The organism is Methylosinus sp. DMC45 (genome assembly GCF_056313885.1).
The window spans coordinates 19,893-36,991 of record NZ_JBQUZK010000036.1; the positions used below are offsets into that span (position 1 = coordinate 19,893).

The following is a 17,099-nucleotide window of genomic DNA, read 5'->3' on the forward strand; positions in this document are numbered from 1 at the left end:
CGAAGCGACGAAGCGATCCAGGGGCCGCCCCACGACTCTGGATTGCTTCGCTTCGCTCGCAATGACGGCCGATGGACGGCCGGCTGATCGCTTCGGCCGAGCAAACCCACCCCCCTCGTCCTGAGGCGCTTTTTGCGGCACGCAAAAAGCCTCGAAGGACGATCCGGCGCCCACTCAGCGGCGCCCCTTCGAGACGCCCGCTTCACGGGCTCCTGTTGTATCACCCGTCATCGCGAGGAGCGAAGCGACGAAGCGATCCAGGGGCCGCCCCACGACTCTGGATTGCTTCGCTTCGCTCGCAATGACGGCCGATGGACGTCCGGCTGATCGCTTCGGCCGGGCAAATGCAACCCCCTCGTCCTGAGGCGCTTTTTGCGGCGTGCAAAAAGCCTCGAAGGACGATCCAGCGCCCACTCGGCGGCGCCCCTTCGAGACGCCCGCTTCGCGGGCTCCTGTTGTATCACCCCTCCCCGACCCTCTCCCGCTTCGCAGGAGAGGGAGCGGATTGCGCGCTTCATCGAGGCTTGGCGAAATGTCGTCGCCTTCCCTCTCCCGCGTAGCGGGGAAGCGTGAGGGAGGGGGCGCTTCAGCGTCTCGCGCGAGCGCCCTTACAATCCCGTGTCGTCGTGCGGCGGCTCGCCCTTGGTGAGGCCGACGGCGAAGCGCGTCCATAGGCGCTCGTGCAGATAATAGAGCACGATCTTGGAGACGATCTCCGTGCCGGTGATCGCCGCCGATATGCCCGTGTCCTGTGTGAACAGAAAGGCCGCAGCGAAAGTGATGACGCTGCCGGGCACGCGCCAGGACAGCGATTTCACCAGGCTGCGCAAGGGCGTCGGATGCAGCAGATGATCGGGCGGCGGCACGCCTTCCATGGAGGCGTAGCTCGCCTCCACGCCATTGCGCGCGCTGCGCTCGGTCCAGGCCGATTGCTTCACCATGCCGACGGCGACCGTCTCATTGGTCACGCGGTCGATGAGGATGAAGCCGCCGGTCTCGCGATTGTCCTCATAGAGATCGCAGGCGATGGCCGTGTCGAGCCACAGCTCCGCCTCGCCGATCTCGTTGAAGGCGAGCGTCTGCGTCGTATCGGCGAGCGGCTCGGCGAGGCCGGTCTCGATCTTTATGTGCGAGGCGACCTGCTTCACAAAGGCCGGCGTCGTGCGCGCGCCGAGCTTCAAAAGATAGCTCTTGTCCAGCGTGAGCGGCTCGCGCACCAGCCACAGGAGGCGGGCCGATAGGCGATCGCCGATCTTGGCCGGCGACACCGGCGAGGCGAGCATGTCGCCGCGCGAAATGTCGATCTCCTCGGTGAGGGTCAGCGTCACCGACTGGCCGGCCACCGCATGGGCGAGATCGCCGTCATAGGTGACGATGCGCGCGATCGTCGTGTCGCGGCCGGACGGCAGCACGCGGACGATATCGCCCGGCTTCACGTTGCCGCCGGCGATGAAGCCGGAGAAGCCGCGGAAATCATGGGACGGCCGGTTCACCCATTGCACGGGAAAGCGGAAGGGCAGCACGCGGGCGTTGTCGTCCGAAGCGACGCTCTCGAGATAGGCGAGCAGCGGCGGGCCGGAATACCAGCCCATCTTCGCGCTGGCGTGCACGAGATTGTCGCCGTCCTTGGCGACGAGCGGAATCACCTGAATGGTGAGAAAGCGCAAATGCTCGGCGAAGGCGCGGAAGTCGCGCTCTATGTCGGCGAAGACGTCCTGCGAATAGGAAGCGAGGTCCATCTTGTTGATGGCGACGACGACATGGCGCACGCCGAGCATGGAGACGATGACGCTGTGCCGGCGCGTCTGGTCGAGCAGGCCCTTGCGCGCGTCGACGAGCAGAACGGCGAGATCGGCCGTCGAGGCGCCGGTCGCCATATTGCGCGTGTATTGCACATGGCCGGGCGTGTCGGCGACGATGAACTTGCGCTTCTCCGTCGCGAAATAGCGATAGGCGACATCGATGGTGATGCCCTGCTCGCGCTCCGCCGCGAGGCCGTCGACGAGCAACGCGAAATCGAGATCGTCGCCCTGCGTGCCGTGCTTCTTCGAATCCTTCTCGAGCGCGGCGATGAGATCGTCGGCGGCGAGATCGGCGTCGTAGAGCAGACGGCCGATCAGCGTCGACTTGCCGTCGTCCACCGAGCCGCAGGTGATGAAGCGCAGCAAGGGCTTGTCGGCGGGCGCCGGCCCGGCGGGAGCGCGCAGCGGCGCGGGCGTGGCGAGGCCGCCGTGCATCAAAAATAACCCTCCTGCTTCTTCTGCTCCATGGAGGAGGAGCCGTCGTGATCGATGAGGCGGCCCTGACGCTCGGAGGAGCGGCTCGCGCGCATTTCGGCGATGATCTCCTCCAGCGTCGCCGCGGAGCTGTCGATCGCGCCGGTCAGCGGATAGCAGCCGAGCGTGCGGAAGCGCACCAGCCTCTGCTGCACGGTCTCGCCGGGCTGCAGCTTCAGGCGATCGTCGTCCACCATGATGAGCATGCCGCCGCGATCGACCACCGGGCGCTCCTTGGCGAAATAGAGCGGCACGACGTCGATGCCCTCGCGCGCGATGTAATCCCACACATCGGCCTCGGTCCAATTGGACAGAGGGAAGACGCGCAGGCTCTCGCCCGGACCCTTGCGCGCATTGTAGAGGCGCCAGAACTCGGGGCGCTGCGCCTTCGGATCCCAGCGATGCTGCGCGTTGCGGAAGGAGAGCACCCGCTCCTTGGCGCGGGATTTCTCCTCGTCGCGCCGCGCGCCGCCGAAGGCCGCGTCGAATTTCCATTTGTCGAGCGCCTGCTTCAGCGCGTCGGTCTTCATGATCTGCGTATGCAGCTGCGAGCCATGCACCGTGGGATCGATATTCATCGCGATCCCTTCAGGATTGGAGTGCACGAGCAGCTCGAGGCCCGTCTCGGCCGCGCGGCGGTCGCGAAAGGCGATCATTTCCTTGAACTTCCATGTCGTGTCGACATGCAGAAGCGGGAATGGCGGCTTCGACGGATAGAAGGCCTTCATGGCGAGATGCAGCATCACCGCCGAATCCTTGCCGATGGAGTAGAGCATCACCGGCCGCTCGCATTCGGCGACGACCTCGCGCATGATGTGGATGCTCTCCGCCTCCAGCCGATCCAAATGGCCGAGAGGTTTGGACGCCAGCGCGTTCATTGCGAGCCCTCCGGCGCCGGGCCGCGCGTCAGTCGGCCGTCCGGCCCGACATGCAGGCCGCATTCTTTCTTCTCGTCCTCTTCCCACCACCAGCGGCCGGCGCGCTCGCTTTCGCCGGGCTCCAGCGCGCGCGTGCAGGGCGCGCAGCCGATGGAGAGAAAGCCCTTGGCGTGCAGCTCGTTCACGGGAACGCTGAATTCCTCCGTCGCGGCGACGATGGAGTCGCGCGTGTAATCGGCGAGCGGATTGAGCTTGATGAGCCGACGCTCGGCGTCGCTCTCGATGAGATGCACGCCCTCGCGCGCCTGCGATTGATCGGCGCGCAGGCCCGTCACCCAGGCGGAGGCGCCGGCGAGCAGGCGCGACAACGGCTCCACCTTGCGAATATGACAGCAAGCCTTGCGATTCTCGACCGAGCGATAGAAGCCGTTGACGCCATGCTCGGCGACATAATCGGCGAGCAGCAGCGCCTGCGGATAGGCGGCGTGAATGCGCCGCGCATAGCGCGCCTCGGTCTTCTCCCAAAGGGCGATCGTCTCCTCGAAGAGACGGCCCGTGTCGATCGTCACCACCTCGATCTCGAGGCCCTGGGTGAAGATGGAATGGGTGACGAGCTGATCCTCTATGCCGAAGCTCGTCGTGAAGACGATGCGGCCGGGAATGACCTCGCGCGTGAGCTTCAGGCGATGATCGAGATCGAGCGGCGCGAGGCGCGGCGCCAGCGTTTCGACGATCGACGTCTTCATGCCACGCCCTTTCGCCGACGCTCGAGTATGGACGCGCCGCCAGCGACGCCGCGCTGATAGGAGAGGCTGCGCGCCTGACGCGCCTTGGCCCAATTGGCCTCGCCGTGATGCGCAGCGAGCTCGTCGGGTATCTCGATCGTGTCGAAGCCGCCGCCGATCGCGTGCAGATATTGGTCCGGCGTCAGCCGTCCGCTCGCCCGCAATTCGCCGGCGAAGCCGTCGCGCCGCAGCAGCCGCGCCAGCGAGAAGCCGCGCCCGTCGGTGAAGGCCGGGAAGGCGATGTCGATGAGCGCGAGACGCGCGAAATGAGGCGCGAGCGCTTTCGGGTCCGTCGTGTTGGCGACATAGACGCCGAGCGCCGTCGGCCGCGCATCCTCCAGCGCGGCGGGCAGACGCGCGAGCGAGACGATCACCTTGCCGGAGCCGGGAAGCGATTCCTCATCGGCGAGACGGCGCCACTCGTCCGCGATGAAAGCGCCGTCAGATACCAGAGCCATCCTCGCCCTCCCGGCGCGCAGATTCCTTGAAGCGCTTATGGCCCAAGCGCCGCCATGTGTCGATGAAAGCCTCGCCGTCGCGCCGCTCGGCGAGATAGAATTGCACCAGGCTCTCGATCACGTCGGGAACCTCTTCCGCCGACACGCCGGGACCGAGCAGCTCGCCGATCGAGGCCGAAAGCGTCGGATCGCCGCCGAGCGTGATCTGATAGGATTCGACGCCTTTCTTCTCGAGGCCGAGAATGCCGATCGCGCCGATATGATGATGGCCGCAGGCGTTGATGCAGCCGGAAATCTTGATCCCCAGCTTGCCGATGAGACGCTGACGCTCGAGATCGGCGAAACGCTCCGAGATCGCCTGAGCGATCGGGATGGAGCGCGCCGTCGCGAGCGCGCAATAGTCGAGCCCAGGGCAGGAGATGATGTCGCTGATGAGCCCGGCGTTGGCGGTCGCGAGGCCCGCCGCCGAAAGATCGCGCCACAGAGCGAGGAGATCATCCTGCTTCACATGCGGAAGAATGATGTTCTGCTCATGGCTGACGCGCAATTCGCCGAAGCCGTATGTGTCGGCCGCGTCGGCGAGCGCGCGCATTTGCGTGGAAGTGGCGTCGCCCGGAATGCCGCCGATCGGCTTCAGCGAGACGGTGACGATGGCGTAGCCGGGAACCTTGTGCGGCGCGACATTCGTCGCGGCGAATGCGGCGAATTCGCCGTTCTCCGCCTTGGCCTTCTCGAAGCCGTCCGAATGCGCCGGCAAGGTCTCGTAATCGGGCGGCGCGAAAGCGGCGACGACGCGCTCCAGCTCCTGCGCGTCATAGGCGAAAGGCGCGCGATCCATGGCGGCGAGCTCCGCCTCCACCTGCGCGCGAATCTCGTCGAGCCCGGTCTCGTGCACCAATATTTTGATGCGCGCCTTGTATTTATTGTCGCGGCGGCCGAAGCGATTATAGACGCGCAAGATCGCCTCGAGATAGGCGAGCAGATCGGCGCGCGGCAGGAACTCCCGGAGCAGCTTGCCGACGAAAGGCGTGCGGCCGAGACCGCCGCCGACGATCACCTCATAGCCGATCTCGCCTTCCGCATTCTTCACGATGCGCAGGCCGATGTCGTGAATCTTGATCGCGGCGCGGTCATGCTCGGCGCCGCTCACCGCGATCTTGAACTTGCGCGGCAGAAAGCTGAACTCGGCATGGGCGCTCGACCATTGGCGCAGAAACTCCGCCGTCGGCCGCGGGTCCTCCAGCTCATCGGCGGCGACGCCGGCGAAATGATCGGCGGTCACATTGCGGATGCAATTGCCGGAGGTCTGAATGGCGTGCATGTCGACATCGGCGAGCGCCTCGAGAATATCGGGCACATCGACGAGCTTCGGCCAATTATATTGGAGGTTCTGCCGCGTGGTGAAATGGCCGTAGCCTTTGTCCCATTTGTCGGCGATATGGGCGAGCTGGCGCATCTGCCGCGAGGTGAGCGAGCCATAGGGAATGGCGACGCGCAGCATATAGGCGTGCAGCTGCAGATAGAGCCCGTTCATCAGGCGAAACGGGCGGAATTCGTCCTCCGTCAGCGCGCCGGCGAGGCGCCGCTCCACCTGGCCGCGGAATTCAGCGACGCGCTCGCGCACGAAGGCGCGGTCATATTCGTCATAGGCGTAGATGGTCGGCGCGGAATTGGGGCGCGGCGGCAAGGCCGGATCATGCGCAGTCATCGATTCCCCGCTCCTTGCAGCCCTGCCTGCTTGCCGAGATCGCGCCGCACGCTGGGACCGGCGGCGCGGAATTTCTCGCGAAAATGCGACGGCGTCGGCGCGCCGGCCGCATCCACCGTCACATCGACCAGATAGGCGTCGACGACGCGATTGGCGGCGACCGCCGCCTTGCCCGCCGCGTCCAGCGTCGCCGCCTCGGCCTCGTCATAAGCAATTTTCGCGCGCAGGAGATCGCGCTCCCAGCCGTCCGGCCCCCAGAACACGACATCGCCCTCGGCGAGATCGGAGGCGAGCAGGATTTTGGGCGAGAATTTGGGATTGGCGGGCCGCGTCATGTCGGCTCCTTGACCAGTGTGAGCTTCAGCCCGTCGAGCTCGTCCGACCAGATGATCTGGCAGGAGAGCCGCGAGGTCTCATGCAGGAAGGGCAGTTCGTCGAGCTTGTCGAGCTCGTCCTCGCGCGGCGGCGCGACCTTGTCCGCCCATTCGGGATCGAGCACGATATGGCAGGAGGCGCAGGCGACCGCGCCGCCGCATGTGCCCTCCATGCCCATGCCGTAGTCCCGCAAAATTTCCATCAACCGCCAGCCTTCCACAGGCTCCAGCTCGTGGGTGACGCCGTCTGCGTCCTCGACACGGATCACGCTCATCCTTTTCTCCGAATAGGCGCTGTCGCCGCATAGGCGCCCTTGCTTCGGCTGTCGGCCCTGCGCGACCCCCTCGCGCCGGACAAAGCGGCCGCGCCGATCGCCGCTGCGCGCGGAGACCTCGTCACGAACCGCAATCCTTCGAAAATGTGAGACCTACTTATTCGAGGTCGCGTGAATGTCAATTCACTATAAGATAGGCTGGCGCCCGGAAAAACTACAAACGCCATTAGTGGTATGGGCGGAAAAGGCCGCGATCGCGCTCCCCGGGGCGAGAAAAGGCTCGGCGCGCCCGACTCATAAATGGTAAGAGTTTTATGTTCCTGCCGCCCGAAAGCGGGCGCGAGCGATATAGGTGCTAGGCCATGGCTCAAAGACCGACCAAAGAAACCAAGCAGAGTTCGGCGCGTGAGGAGCGGCCGCCGGTCGCGCGGGAGAAGACTCCCCCGCTCGCCCCTCCGAGAGGTCGGCCGACGCTCATTCTGGTCGGAGCGGACAAGGGCGGCGTGGGCAAGACGACGATCGCGCGCGTGCTGCTCGACTATCTCGCCGCCAACAACGTCTTGACCCGGGCCTTCGACACGGAGACGCCGCGCGGCACGCTCTATCGCTTTCACCCCGACCAGACCAATGTCGTCGATCTCACCTCGACCTCGGACCAGATGAAGATCATCGACACTCTGGCCACGGCTCAGGTGAAGGTCAGCGTCGTCGACGTTCGCGCCGGCGGGCTGGAGCCGGCCCTGCAGGCGCTGCAGGACACGGGCTTTCTCGATGCTGTGGCGGAAGGTGAGGTCGGCTTCATTCTGTTCCATGTGCTCGGATCGTCCATCGCCTCGCTCGACGAAATCGCAGAAGTCGCGCCCTATGTCGAGGACGCGGACTATTTCCTCGTCAAGAACCATGTCAACGACACCACATTTTTCGAATGGGACCCGGTGACGCACCGCAAATATTTCGAGAAAGTGGTGACGGCGGGCGAGATCACCATCCCCAAGCTCAACGAATTGTCCTATGAGCAGGTGGAGATCGCCGGCGCGCCTTTTTCCACCTTCGTCGCCAATCGGACGGCGGAAGGGGAGCCGGCGGACCATTCCTTCGTCCTTCGCGGCTATGTCCGCACCTGGCAGAACAGGATCGCCGACGAGTTCGACCGCATCCATCTGCTGGATCGGATCGCCGGCAGGGAGGGCGCATAGCGCCGAACATGGTTGAGCGGCAAAACAGAGAGCCTCGGGCGGCGCCGAGAGAGTGAGAGATGAGTCGACGCACTTTGGTGTTCGTCGCCTGTTCCCCGCATCCGCGTTCGGGCGTTTCGACGACCGCGCGGCTGCTGACGGACTTCTATCTCTCGCGTCTCACCGAGGTCGAAGGCTTCGACACCGATCCGCATGCGCCGCGCTACCACGAATGGTTCCCGGACCGCGCGCGCGTCATCGACACGGCCGACATACGCGGACAAATCTCCTTGTTCGATCGTCTGCTGATCGATGACGGGACGCCCAAGATCGTCGATGTCTGGCAGCGCGCCTATGACCGCTTTTTCAAGACGGTGAAGGAGATCGGCTTTGTCGAGGAGGCCCGCGCGCGCGGCGTGCAGCCGATCCTGCTGTTCCATGCCGACCACACCGACTCCGCTCTCGCCAGCGCGAAATCTCTGTCGGCGGCATGGCCCGATCTTCCCATGCTGATCGTGCAGAACGAAGGCGCCGCGCCGCTCGGCGCCTATGCCCATGAAACGCTGGGACAATATCCGACGACGCGCCGTTTCCTCATCGGCGCGCTGGACGGCGCGGTGGCGAAGACTCTGGACGAGCCGGATCTGTCGCTGAGCCGCATGCTGGTCTCGCCGCCGCCGGACATGTCGATCGTCATTCGCGCCGCGCTCAAAGCCTGGATCGCGCCGATCTTCACGCAGTTCCGCAGCTTCGAGCTGCGGCACGAGCTCGACGGCGCGCAGTTCTTGAAGTAGCGCGACGCCGCCGGCGCGCATTTCGCGGACGGCGCGCCTCCCGACAAAAAGAAGCGAGCCTGAAGGCTCACGGTCCGAGGCGAGCGCTGGACCGCGAGCCTTCAGGCTCGCATTGCACATAAGAGCGCGGCCGGCGCCCGGAGACAGGCTCCAGGCGCCGATTTTCGTCAGAGGCCGAGAGCGGCCTTCAGCTCCTGGAGCTGGCCGAGCTTTTCCGAGGCGAGGCGGCGCGCCTCGTCGGATTTGGCGTCGGCCACATCCTCGCTGGCGTCCTTGATATCGGCGTCGATCTTGGCGGCGTCGAGCTCGGCCACCGGAATGGCGTATTCGGCCAGAATGGTGAAGCCGCCGAGCCCGACATCGGCGAAGCCGCCGCGCACGAACAGCTTTTCTTTCTTGCCGGCCCCGTCGATCTCGACGACGCCGGGCTTCAGCACCGTCATCACCGGCGCATGGTCTTTGAGAACCGTGAACACGCCTTCGGCGCCGGGGGCGACGACGGCGTCCACCTCTCCCGAGAACAGAAGCTTCTCGGGAGAGACGAGTTCGAAGTGGAACGTGGCCATGAAGGGCTCCGTCGTCTATGCAGGATTTCGGAAAAGCGGGAACCGGCTTTCCGAGAAATTCCTGCAAAACCAAAAAGCTCTAAGCGGACAGGCGTCGGCGGGCCGACGCGCGTCCGCTCAGCGATTAACGGATCAAGCCGCTTCCTTGGCGAGCTTGGCGGCCTTCTCGACGGCTTCCTCGATCGTGCCGACCATATAGAAGGCGGCCTCGGGGAGGTGGTCGTACTGGCCTTCGACCAGGCCCTTGAAGCCCTTGATCGTGTCGGCGAGCGCGACGAGCTTGCCCGGCGCGCCGGTGAAGACTTCGGCGACGTGGAAGGGCTGCGACAGGAAGCGCTCGATCTTGCGGGCGCGCGCCACGGTCAGCTTGTCCTCTTCCGAGAGCTCGTCCATGCCCAGGATCGCGATGATGTCCTGCAGCGACTTATAGCGCTGCAGCGTGGACTGCACCTTGCGGGCGACCTCGTAATGCTCTTCGCCGACGATCGCCGGGGACAGCATGCGCGAGGTGGAGTCGAGCGGGTCGACGGCCGGATAAATTCCCTTTTCCGCGATCGAGCGGTTGAGCACGGTCGTCGCGTCGAGATGGGCGAAGGAGGCGGCCGGGGCCGGGTCGGTCAGATCGTCGGCCGGCACGTAAATGGCCTGCACCGAGGTGATCGAGCCCTTGGTCGTCGTGGTGATGCGCTCCTGCAGCGCGCCCATGTCGGTGGCGAGCGTCGGCTGATAGCCCACCGCCGAGGGAATACGGCCGAGCAGAGCCGACACTTCCGAGCCCGCCTGGGTGAAGCGGAAGATGTTGTCGACGAAGAAGAGCACGTCCTGGCCCTTGTCGCGGAAGTCCTCGGCGACGGTGAGGCCGGTCAGAGCGACGCGGGCGCGGGCTCCCGGAGGCTCGTTCATCTGGCCATAGACCAGCGCGGCCTTGGAGCCGGCGGCGGAGCCGTTCTCGGGCTTCTTGTTGACGCCGCCCTCGATCATCTCGTGATAGAGGTCGTTGCCCTCACGCGTGCGCTCGCCGACGCCGGCGAAGACGGAATAGCCGCCGTGCGCCTTGGCGATATTGTTGATGAGCTCCATGATGATGACGGTCTTGCCGACGCCCGCGCCGCCGAACAGTCCGACCTTGCCGCCCTTGGCGTAGGGCGCGAGCAGGTCGACGACCTTGATGCCCGTCTCGAGGATCTGCGCCTCGGTCGCCTGCTCGGCGTAGGACGGAGCCGGCTGGTGAATGGCGCGCTTGGTCGCCGTCACGATCGGGCCGGCCTCGTCGACCGGCTCGCCGATGACGTTGATGATGCGGCCGAGCATCTCGTCGCCGACCGGCACGGAGATGGGGGCGCCCGTGTCGGTCACGGGCGTGCCGCGCACGAGGCCTTCCGTCGAGTCCATGGCGATGGTGCGCACGGAGTTCTCGCCGAGATGCTGCGCCACTTCGAGGACGAGGCGCGCGCCCTGATTGGTGGTCTCCAGCGCGTTCAGGATTTCCGGCAGATGATCGTCGAACTTCACGTCGACGACAGCGCCGATCACCTGCGTGATGTGACCCGTGGTCGTGGGGGTAGCCATTGTCTCGTCCTCTCGACTGTTGTTCCGATCAGAGCGCCTCGGCGCCCGAGATGATCTCGATGAGTTCCTTGGTGATGATCGCCTGGCGGGACCGATTGTAGAGCGTCGTCTGCTTCTTGATCATGTCGCCGGCGTTGCGCGTGGCGTTGTCCATCGCGCTCATGCGCGCGCCCTGCTCGGAAGCGGCGTTCTCGAGCAATGCGCGGAAAATCTGCACCGAAATGTTGCGGGGCAGCAGCGTCGCCAGAATCTCGTCCTGGCCGGGCTCATATTCGTAATTGGCCTGCGGGCCGGCCGTGGCGGCCTCGTTCTCATTGGCGGAAATCTGCGCCGGAATGAGCTGCAGCGCTGTCGGAAACTGCTGAATCACCGATTTGAAGCGCGAGAAGAACAGCGTCGCCACATCGAACTCGCCGCTCTCGAACAGCTCGATGACCTTGCGGCCGATCGCGTCGCCATGCTCGAAGCCGAGCTGGCGCACGCCGCGCAGCTCGATGAGCTCGATGATGTTCTTCTCATAATTGCGGCGGAGCTGGTCGTAGCCCTTCTTGCCGACGCAGAGAATCTTGACCGTCTTGCCCTGGCCCTGCAGGCGCTGGATGTGCTCGCGGGCGAGGCGGACGATCGAGGAGTTGAACGCGCCGCAGAGGCCGCGCTCGGCGGTCGCGACGACGAGGAGATGCGTCTCGTCACGGCCATTGCCGGAGAGCAGCACGGGCGCGCCGGAGGAGACGCCCCCGGCGAGATTGGCGAGCACTTTCTCGATGCGCTCTGCATAGGGACGCGCCGCCTCGGCCGCCGCCTGGGCGCGACGCAGCTTGGCCGCCGCGACCATCTGCATGGCCTTGGTGATCTTCTGCGTCGCCTTGACGGAAGATATGCGGTTTCGAAGATCCTTCAACGAAGGCATGAGAGAACCCGTCTCATTCTGACCAGAACCACGCCGCCGTCATCGCGAGGAGCGAAGCGACGAAGCGAGCCGGAGCCGCGAGGCGACCCCTGGATTGCTTCACTTCGCTCGCAATGACGGAGGCATTGTCTCTAGTCCTCGAGGTTGCGCGCGTCAGGCGAAGGATTTCGAGAAGGCGTCGAGGACGCCCTTCAGCTCGGCGGCCGTCGCATCCGGCAGATCCTTGGTCGTGCGGATCGTCTCGAGGATGTTCGGATGCTGCGTGCGCAGCAGCGCCAGCAGACCATCCTCGAAGGCGCGCACGCGATTGACCGGCAGCGGATCGAGATAGCCGTTGACGCCGGCGTAGATCACCACCGTCTGCTCTTCCATCTGCAGCGGCGAGAACTGCGGCTGCTTCAGCAGCTCGGTGAGGCGCGCGCCGCGATTGAGCAGACGCTGCGTCACCGCGTCGAGATCGGAGCCGAACTGAGCGAAGGCCGCCATCTCGCGATACTGAGCGAGCTCGCCCTTGATCTTGCCGGCGACCTTCTTCGTCGCTTTCGTCTGCGCCGAGGAGCCGACGCGCGACACCGAGAGGCCGACGTTCACCGCCGGGCGGACGCCCTGGTAGAAGAGGTCCGTCTCCAGGAAGATCTGGCCGTCGGTGATGGAGATGACATTGGTCGGAATATAGGCCGACACGTCGTTCGCCTGCGTCTCGATGACCGGCAGAGCGGTGAGCGAGCCAGCGCCGCGCTCGTCATTGAGCTTGGCGGCGCGCTCGAGCAGGCGGGAGTGCAGATAGAACACGTCGCCCGGATAGGCCTCGCGTCCCGGAGGACGGCGCAGCAGCAGCGACATCTGGCGATAGGCGACGGCCTGCTTGGAAAGGTCGTCATAGACGATCACGGCGTGCAGGCCGTTGTCGCGGAAATACTCGCCCATGGCGCAGCCGGCGAAGGGCGCCAGGAACTGCATCGGCGCCGGATCGGAAGCGGTGGCGGCGACGACGATCGAATAGTCGAGCGCGCCGCGCTCCTCCAGCACCTTCACGAATTGCGCGACGGTGGAGCGCTTCTGGCCCACCGCGACATAGACGCAGTAGAGCTTGGCCTTCTCGTCGGTTCCGTCGTTCAGCGACTTCTGGTTCAGGATCGTGTCGAGCGCCACGGCGGTCTTGCCGGTCTGGCGGTCGCCGATGATCAGCTCGCGCTGGCCGCGGCCGATCGGGATCAGCGCGTCGATGGCCTTGAGGCCGGTCGCCATCGGCTCATGCACCGACTTGCGCGGAATGATGCCGGGAGCCTTCACGTCGACGCGGGAACGGCTCTCGTAGAAGATCGGGCCTTTGCCGTCGATCGGATTGCCGAGCGCGTCGACCACGCGGCCGAGCAGGCCCTTGCCGACCGGAACGTCGACGATGGCGCCGGTGCGCTTGACCGTCTGGCCTTCCTTGATGTCGCGGTCGGAGCCGAAGATCACGACGCCGACATTGTCGCTCTCGAGATTGAGCGCCATGCCGGTGAGGCCGTTCTCGAACAGCACCGTCTCGCCGGCCTGGACATTGTCCAGACCATAAACGCGGGCGATGCCGTCGCCGACGGACAGAACCTGACCGACCTCTGCGACTTCGGCCTCATTGCCGAAATTGGCGATCTCATTCTTGAGGATCGCGGAAATCTCTGCGGCGCGGATAGCCATCAGCCGACCTCTTTCATGCGTGTTCGAATGGAATTGAGCTTGGTCTTCAGCGACGCATCGAGCATGCGCGAGCCGATTTTGACGACGAGACCCCCGATGATCGCCGGATCGACCTTCACCTCGAGGTCGACGGCCTTGCCGCCGGTGACGCCGGCGAGCGCATCGCGCAGCGCGCTCTCGTGATGAGAGGCGAGCGGCGCGGCCACCGTGACGTCGGCGCGCACGACGCCCTTGGCGGCGTCATGCAGCTTGCCATAGGCCTCGATGATGGCGGGGAGAACGAAGAGGCGACGTTTTGTCGCGACGAGCTTCACGAAATTGGCCGCGACGCCCGTGACGCCAGCGGCGTCGAGAATGGGAGAGAGAGCCTTGATCTGCGTCTCGGCAGAATAGACCGGGCTCTCGATCAGGCGCTCGAGATCCTTGCTCTCCTGGATCAGCGCGGCGAAGCCGCGCAGCGCCGTCGCGATCTCCTCCGTGGAGCCTTGCTCCACTGCGAGATCATAAAGGGCCGAGGCGTATCGCCCCGCTACACCGGATAGATCGTCTCCGCCTGAAGCCACTTGCGTATCGCTCTCGGATCGCCGTCACTCGAGGCGCCTCGCGCGCAACGCAGGTCTGCGTGCGACGAAATCCGCAATGGCCTCGAACAACGTATTGTCGGGGGAAGGAGCCAAGGGCGACGCCCCAGCTCCAAGGCGATCGTCCCCTAACACAGCATATTTTGCGGCGCAACCCTGCGACGGCTGCGGAGAGGGCAGTTTCAACGATCGCACAAAAAAGCGTCACCTCCGTCTCGGCGCGTGGAAACCCTCGGCTTGGCCTTTGATGACATTGAATTTTTTAGCGCTTCGCGATTTTTCTGCGCGGGCCGGCGCATTGTCGCCGCTTGCGCCTCACGCGAGGCCATGGCACTGCGAAATCCTATCCACAGTCGGAGACGAAAGATGACGCGAGCGGTGGTGGGCATCATCGGAGGATCGGGCGTCTATCATCTGCCCGGCCTGCAGGATTTGCGCGAGCAGCGCGTGACGACGCCTTGGGGCGATCCGTCCGACGCTCTGCATTTCGGCCGCATCGGCGAGACGCAGGTGGTTTTCCTGCCGCGGCACGGTCGCGGTCATGTGTTCTCGCCCTCGGGCATAAATTATCGCGCCAATATTTTCGCGCTGAAGCAGGCGGGCGTCACCGATCTCGTATCCGTCTCCGCCTGCGGCTCGTTCAAATCGGAGCTCTATCCCGGCCTCTTCGTGCTGCCGGGTCAATTCGTCGATCGCACCTTCGGCCGGCAATCCTCCTTCTTCGGCAATGGCTGCGTCGCGCATGTGTCGATGGCGCATCCCGTGGCGCCCTTGCTGGCGAAGCGCATCGCCGCCGCGGCGAAAGCGGAAGGCATGGAGCATTCCGTCGGCGGAACCTATGTCTGCATGGAAGGTCCGCAATTTTCGTCCTACGCGGAATCGCTAACCTACAAGGCCGCGGGCTATGACGTCATCGGCATGACGGCGATGCCGGAGGCGAAGCTCGCGCGCGAGGCCGAGCTCTCTTACGCGACCATCGCAATGGTCACCGATTTCGATTGCTGGCATCCAGAGCACGACAATGTCGATGTCGCTGCGGTCATCGCCGTGGTGCGCGACAACGCCGACAAGGCGAGCCGTCTGCTCGCGCGACTGCTCGCGGATTTCCCACAAGAGCACGAGCCCTGCCCCATCGGCTCCGACCGCGCGCTCGACACCGCCATTCTGACGGCGCCCGAGGCGCGCGATCCGGCGCTGATGGAGAAGCTCGGCGTCATCGTCGCGCGGGCGCGCGGCGCGGCGGCGTGAGAAGGTGCGCGGCCGCACAGACGCGAAGCGATCGACGATCCAAGCTTTGATTCGCGCCTTTTTTTAAAAAAGGCGGAGTCTCGCCATCCGAGCGGTGGCGCGACTCCGAACCAGGAGCGAGCTTCGTGTCCATATCGTCGAACAGAATCGCCTTTTCTCTCCTCGCCTGCCTGCTGACGAGCGCCGCTCTCGGCAAGGATGCGGCGGGGAGCAAGGATCATCCATTGGTCGGCCGCTACGCCGGCGCCGAGATCACGAGATATGTCGCGGCGGAGTTCGACGAGCAGCGCTTCGTGCGTGCGCCGCTCGACATCAAGACCGACGGCGAAGCCTTCACCGAAGCGAATAGTTTCGCCGTCAGGGGCAAGGTCGCGCGCATCTGGTACGACGCGCCCAAGGAGCGATCCTCGCTCGAGATCATCGCCAATTACGAAGAATCCCTGAAATCCAAAGGTTTCGAGATCGTCTACAGCTGCGCCGACGCCAGCTGCTTCAAAGGCCAGACGAGCGTCTACCGCTTCAATTTCGTCGGCGGCGACAGCGCCATCAACTACCGCTATGGCGACGGCGTGCGCTATCTGCTCGCCAAGGCGACGCGTCCCACCGGCGACGTCTATGCGGCGATCATCATCGGCGACAGCAAGAGCGGCCCGCTGGTGCGCGTGATCGCCGTCGATATGAAGCCGATGCAGAGCGGCCAGATCGCCTTCGTCGACGCCGACGCCATGGCGCGCGCGATAGCGAGCAGCGGACGCGTCGCGCTCTACGGAATTCAATTCGATTTCGACGATGCGCAGATCAAGCCGGCATCACGCGCGACGCTCGACGAGATCGCCAAATTTCTGAAAGCGAATCCGTCCATTTCGGTCATCGTGGCCGGCCACACCGACGGCAAGGGCCAGTTCGACTACAATGTGGATTTGTCGAAGCGGCGCGCCGCTGCTGTGGTCGCCGATCTTACGCAGCGCTATGGCGTCGCGGCGCAGCGCCTCACGCCCTTCGGGGCCGGCATGGCCTCGCCGATCGCCGCCAATGACGACGAAGCCGGCCGCGCCAAAAATCGCCGCGTCGAGCTTGTCAAACGCTGATCGCGCCGTTCAATCCGCGCAATCGTCCAGCCACACATCGGCGAAGCCGCGCCGCGCGCAGAGGCCGGCGAGATATTTCTCGATGCGGCGCACGCGCTCGGCGTTGGCTTGCGTGCCCGGCGCGCGATCCACCGTCTCATCGCCGGCGGCGACGAGGGCGAGAAACTCGTCGTCGTCCAATTCCGCGAGCGGCTTGCCGAACCATCGGCGCGAGGCGGAATCGAATCCGCCCACATCGATGAAAGCGGCGATCTGCGCGCTCTTGGAGGCCAGCGGGCCGACGGCGAATTGCGCGATCAGCGTTTGACGAATCCTGCCGAAGCCCGGCTTGAAATCGGCGAAATAGAGCTTCTTCGTCACCGATTGCGCGACCGTGCTGGCGAGCGGCGCGCTCCAATCGACGCCGCCGTGGATCCAGAAGCCGGGGTCATGCACGGCGAGCAGCGTTTCTATGCGCTCGCGCGAGAAGCCGGGCGGCAATTTCGCGCCATGATCCGTCTCCGCCTCATAGCGCGCGAACAGCGACGGCGTGGCGATCCGCGCCAATGCGACGGAGACCGCCTCATAGCCGATGACAGCGGCGAAGGCCGCGCCGGCGAAGGCCGCCAACGCCGAGCCGGCCGTCGCCGCCGCGAATGAGCGCGCCCGCAATTTCGCTTCCCGCATCACACAAGCTCCCGCCGCAACCAACTCCCCGCCGCGCCTCCCTCTCGAGAAGCTTTGCGAGGAAA

At 65.1% G+C, this 17,099-nt stretch carries 16 protein-coding genes and 1 pseudogene; 4 read left to right on the top strand and 13 right to left on the bottom strand.

Annotated elements, in window-relative coordinates; translation table 11 throughout:
• Positions 1-608 precede the first annotated feature (608 nt).
• Genes cysN through ACT53T_RS09555 form a run of 7 tightly spaced genes read right to left on the bottom strand, consistent with a single transcriptional unit; the run spans position 609 to position 6,754 of the window.
• Positions 609-2,237, bottom strand: coding sequence for a sulfate adenylyltransferase subunit CysN (gene cysN, locus ACT53T_RS09525; protein WP_476161028.1), 1,629 nt, complete (start codon positions 2,235-2,237; stop codon positions 609-611).
• Positions 2,237-3,154 carry a sulfate adenylyltransferase subunit CysD gene (gene cysD / locus ACT53T_RS09530; protein ID WP_018267971.1) on the bottom strand — a complete coding sequence of 306 codons (918 nt, stop codon included), beginning with the start codon at positions 3,152-3,154 and terminating at the stop codon, positions 2,237-2,239. Before cysD ends, cysN begins: the two co-directional genes overlap by 1 nt.
• Positions 3,151-3,900 carry a phosphoadenylyl-sulfate reductase gene (locus ACT53T_RS09535; RefSeq protein WP_476161029.1) on the bottom strand — a complete coding sequence of 250 codons (750 nt, stop codon included), beginning with the start codon at positions 3,898-3,900 and terminating at the stop codon, positions 3,151-3,153. The genes cysD and ACT53T_RS09535 overlap by 4 nt, the downstream gene beginning before the upstream one ends.
• A complete protein-coding gene (locus ACT53T_RS09540) occupies positions 3,897-4,397 on the bottom strand; it encodes a DUF934 domain-containing protein (protein WP_476161030.1) in 501 nt (166 codons plus the stop codon). The genes ACT53T_RS09535 and ACT53T_RS09540 overlap by 4 nt, the downstream gene beginning before the upstream one ends.
• Positions 4,381-6,105 carry a nitrite/sulfite reductase gene (locus tag ACT53T_RS09545; protein ID WP_476161031.1) on the bottom strand — a complete coding sequence of 575 codons (1,725 nt, stop codon included), beginning with the start codon at positions 6,103-6,105 and terminating at the stop codon, positions 4,381-4,383. Before ACT53T_RS09545 ends, ACT53T_RS09540 begins: the two co-directional genes overlap by 17 nt.
• Positions 6,102-6,440, bottom strand: coding sequence for a DUF2849 domain-containing protein (locus ACT53T_RS09550; RefSeq protein WP_018267967.1), 339 nt, complete (start codon positions 6,438-6,440; stop codon positions 6,102-6,104). Before ACT53T_RS09550 ends, ACT53T_RS09545 begins: the two co-directional genes overlap by 4 nt.
• Positions 6,437-6,754, bottom strand: a complete 318-nt coding sequence (locus tag ACT53T_RS09555) for a 2Fe-2S iron-sulfur cluster-binding protein (protein WP_476161032.1) — start codon at positions 6,752-6,754, stop codon at positions 6,437-6,439. The genes ACT53T_RS09550 and ACT53T_RS09555 overlap by 4 nt, the downstream gene beginning before the upstream one ends.
• 362 nt (positions 6,755-7,116) lie before the next feature.
• Here ACT53T_RS09555 and ACT53T_RS09560 point away from each other — a divergent pair, with 362 nt between their 5' ends.
• Together ACT53T_RS09560 and ACT53T_RS09565 are read left to right on the top strand one after the other, a co-directional pair.
• Positions 7,117-7,950, top strand: a complete 834-nt coding sequence (locus ACT53T_RS09560) for a P-loop NTPase family protein (RefSeq protein WP_018267964.1) — start codon at positions 7,117-7,119, stop codon at positions 7,948-7,950.
• A 59-nt stretch (positions 7,951-8,009) separates the two neighbouring features.
• On the top strand, positions 8,010-8,723 hold the full coding sequence (locus ACT53T_RS09565; protein WP_026191656.1) for a hypothetical protein: 714 nt from the start codon (positions 8,010-8,012) through the stop codon (positions 8,721-8,723).
• A 167-nt stretch (positions 8,724-8,890) separates the two neighbouring features.
• Here ACT53T_RS09565 and ACT53T_RS09570 read toward each other — a convergent pair whose 3' ends face one another.
• The 5 genes and pseudogenes from ACT53T_RS09570 to ACT53T_RS09590 form a co-directional block, all read right to left on the bottom strand.
• A complete protein-coding gene (locus ACT53T_RS09570; protein ID WP_018267962.1) occupies positions 8,891-9,289 on the bottom strand; it encodes a F0F1 ATP synthase subunit epsilon in 399 nt (132 codons plus the stop codon).
• 132 nt (positions 9,290-9,421) lie between these two features.
• Positions 9,422-10,837, bottom strand: a pseudogene (gene atpD / locus ACT53T_RS09575) (F0F1 ATP synthase subunit beta); the annotation flags it as partial.
• Positions 10,838-10,886: 49 nt separating this feature from the next.
• On the bottom strand, positions 10,887-11,768 hold the full coding sequence (locus ACT53T_RS09580; RefSeq protein ID WP_476161033.1) for a F0F1 ATP synthase subunit gamma: 882 nt from the start codon (positions 11,766-11,768) through the stop codon (positions 10,887-10,889).
• A gap of 153 nt (positions 11,769-11,921) precedes the next feature.
• The gene (gene atpA / locus ACT53T_RS09585; protein WP_476161034.1) at positions 11,922-13,451 is read right to left on the bottom strand and encodes a F0F1 ATP synthase subunit alpha; all 1,530 of its coding nucleotides are present in this window, start codon (positions 13,449-13,451) and stop codon (positions 11,922-11,924) included.
• Entirely contained in the window at positions 13,451-14,014 is a 564-nt protein-coding gene (locus ACT53T_RS09590; protein WP_476161035.1) for a F0F1 ATP synthase subunit delta, read from the bottom strand. The genes atpA and ACT53T_RS09590 overlap by 1 nt, the downstream gene beginning before the upstream one ends.
• 384 nt (positions 14,015-14,398) lie before the next feature.
• Between ACT53T_RS09590 and ACT53T_RS09595 the strand changes: the two genes are divergently transcribed.
• Both ACT53T_RS09595 and ACT53T_RS09600 read left to right on the top strand, forming a co-directional pair.
• A complete protein-coding gene (locus ACT53T_RS09595; RefSeq protein WP_476161036.1) occupies positions 14,399-15,280 on the top strand; it encodes an S-methyl-5'-thioadenosine phosphorylase in 882 nt (293 codons plus the stop codon).
• A 125-nt stretch (positions 15,281-15,405) separates the two neighbouring features.
• On the top strand, positions 15,406-16,368 hold the full coding sequence (locus ACT53T_RS09600; protein WP_476161037.1) for an OmpA family protein: 963 nt from the start codon (positions 15,406-15,408) through the stop codon (positions 16,366-16,368).
• A gap of 9 nt (positions 16,369-16,377) precedes the next feature.
• Here the strand turns inward: ACT53T_RS09600 and ACT53T_RS09605 are convergent, their stop codons facing one another.
• Positions 16,378-17,034, bottom strand: a complete 657-nt coding sequence (locus ACT53T_RS09605) for a hypothetical protein (RefSeq protein WP_476161038.1) — start codon at positions 17,032-17,034, stop codon at positions 16,378-16,380.
• Positions 17,035-17,099 lie beyond the last annotated feature (65 nt).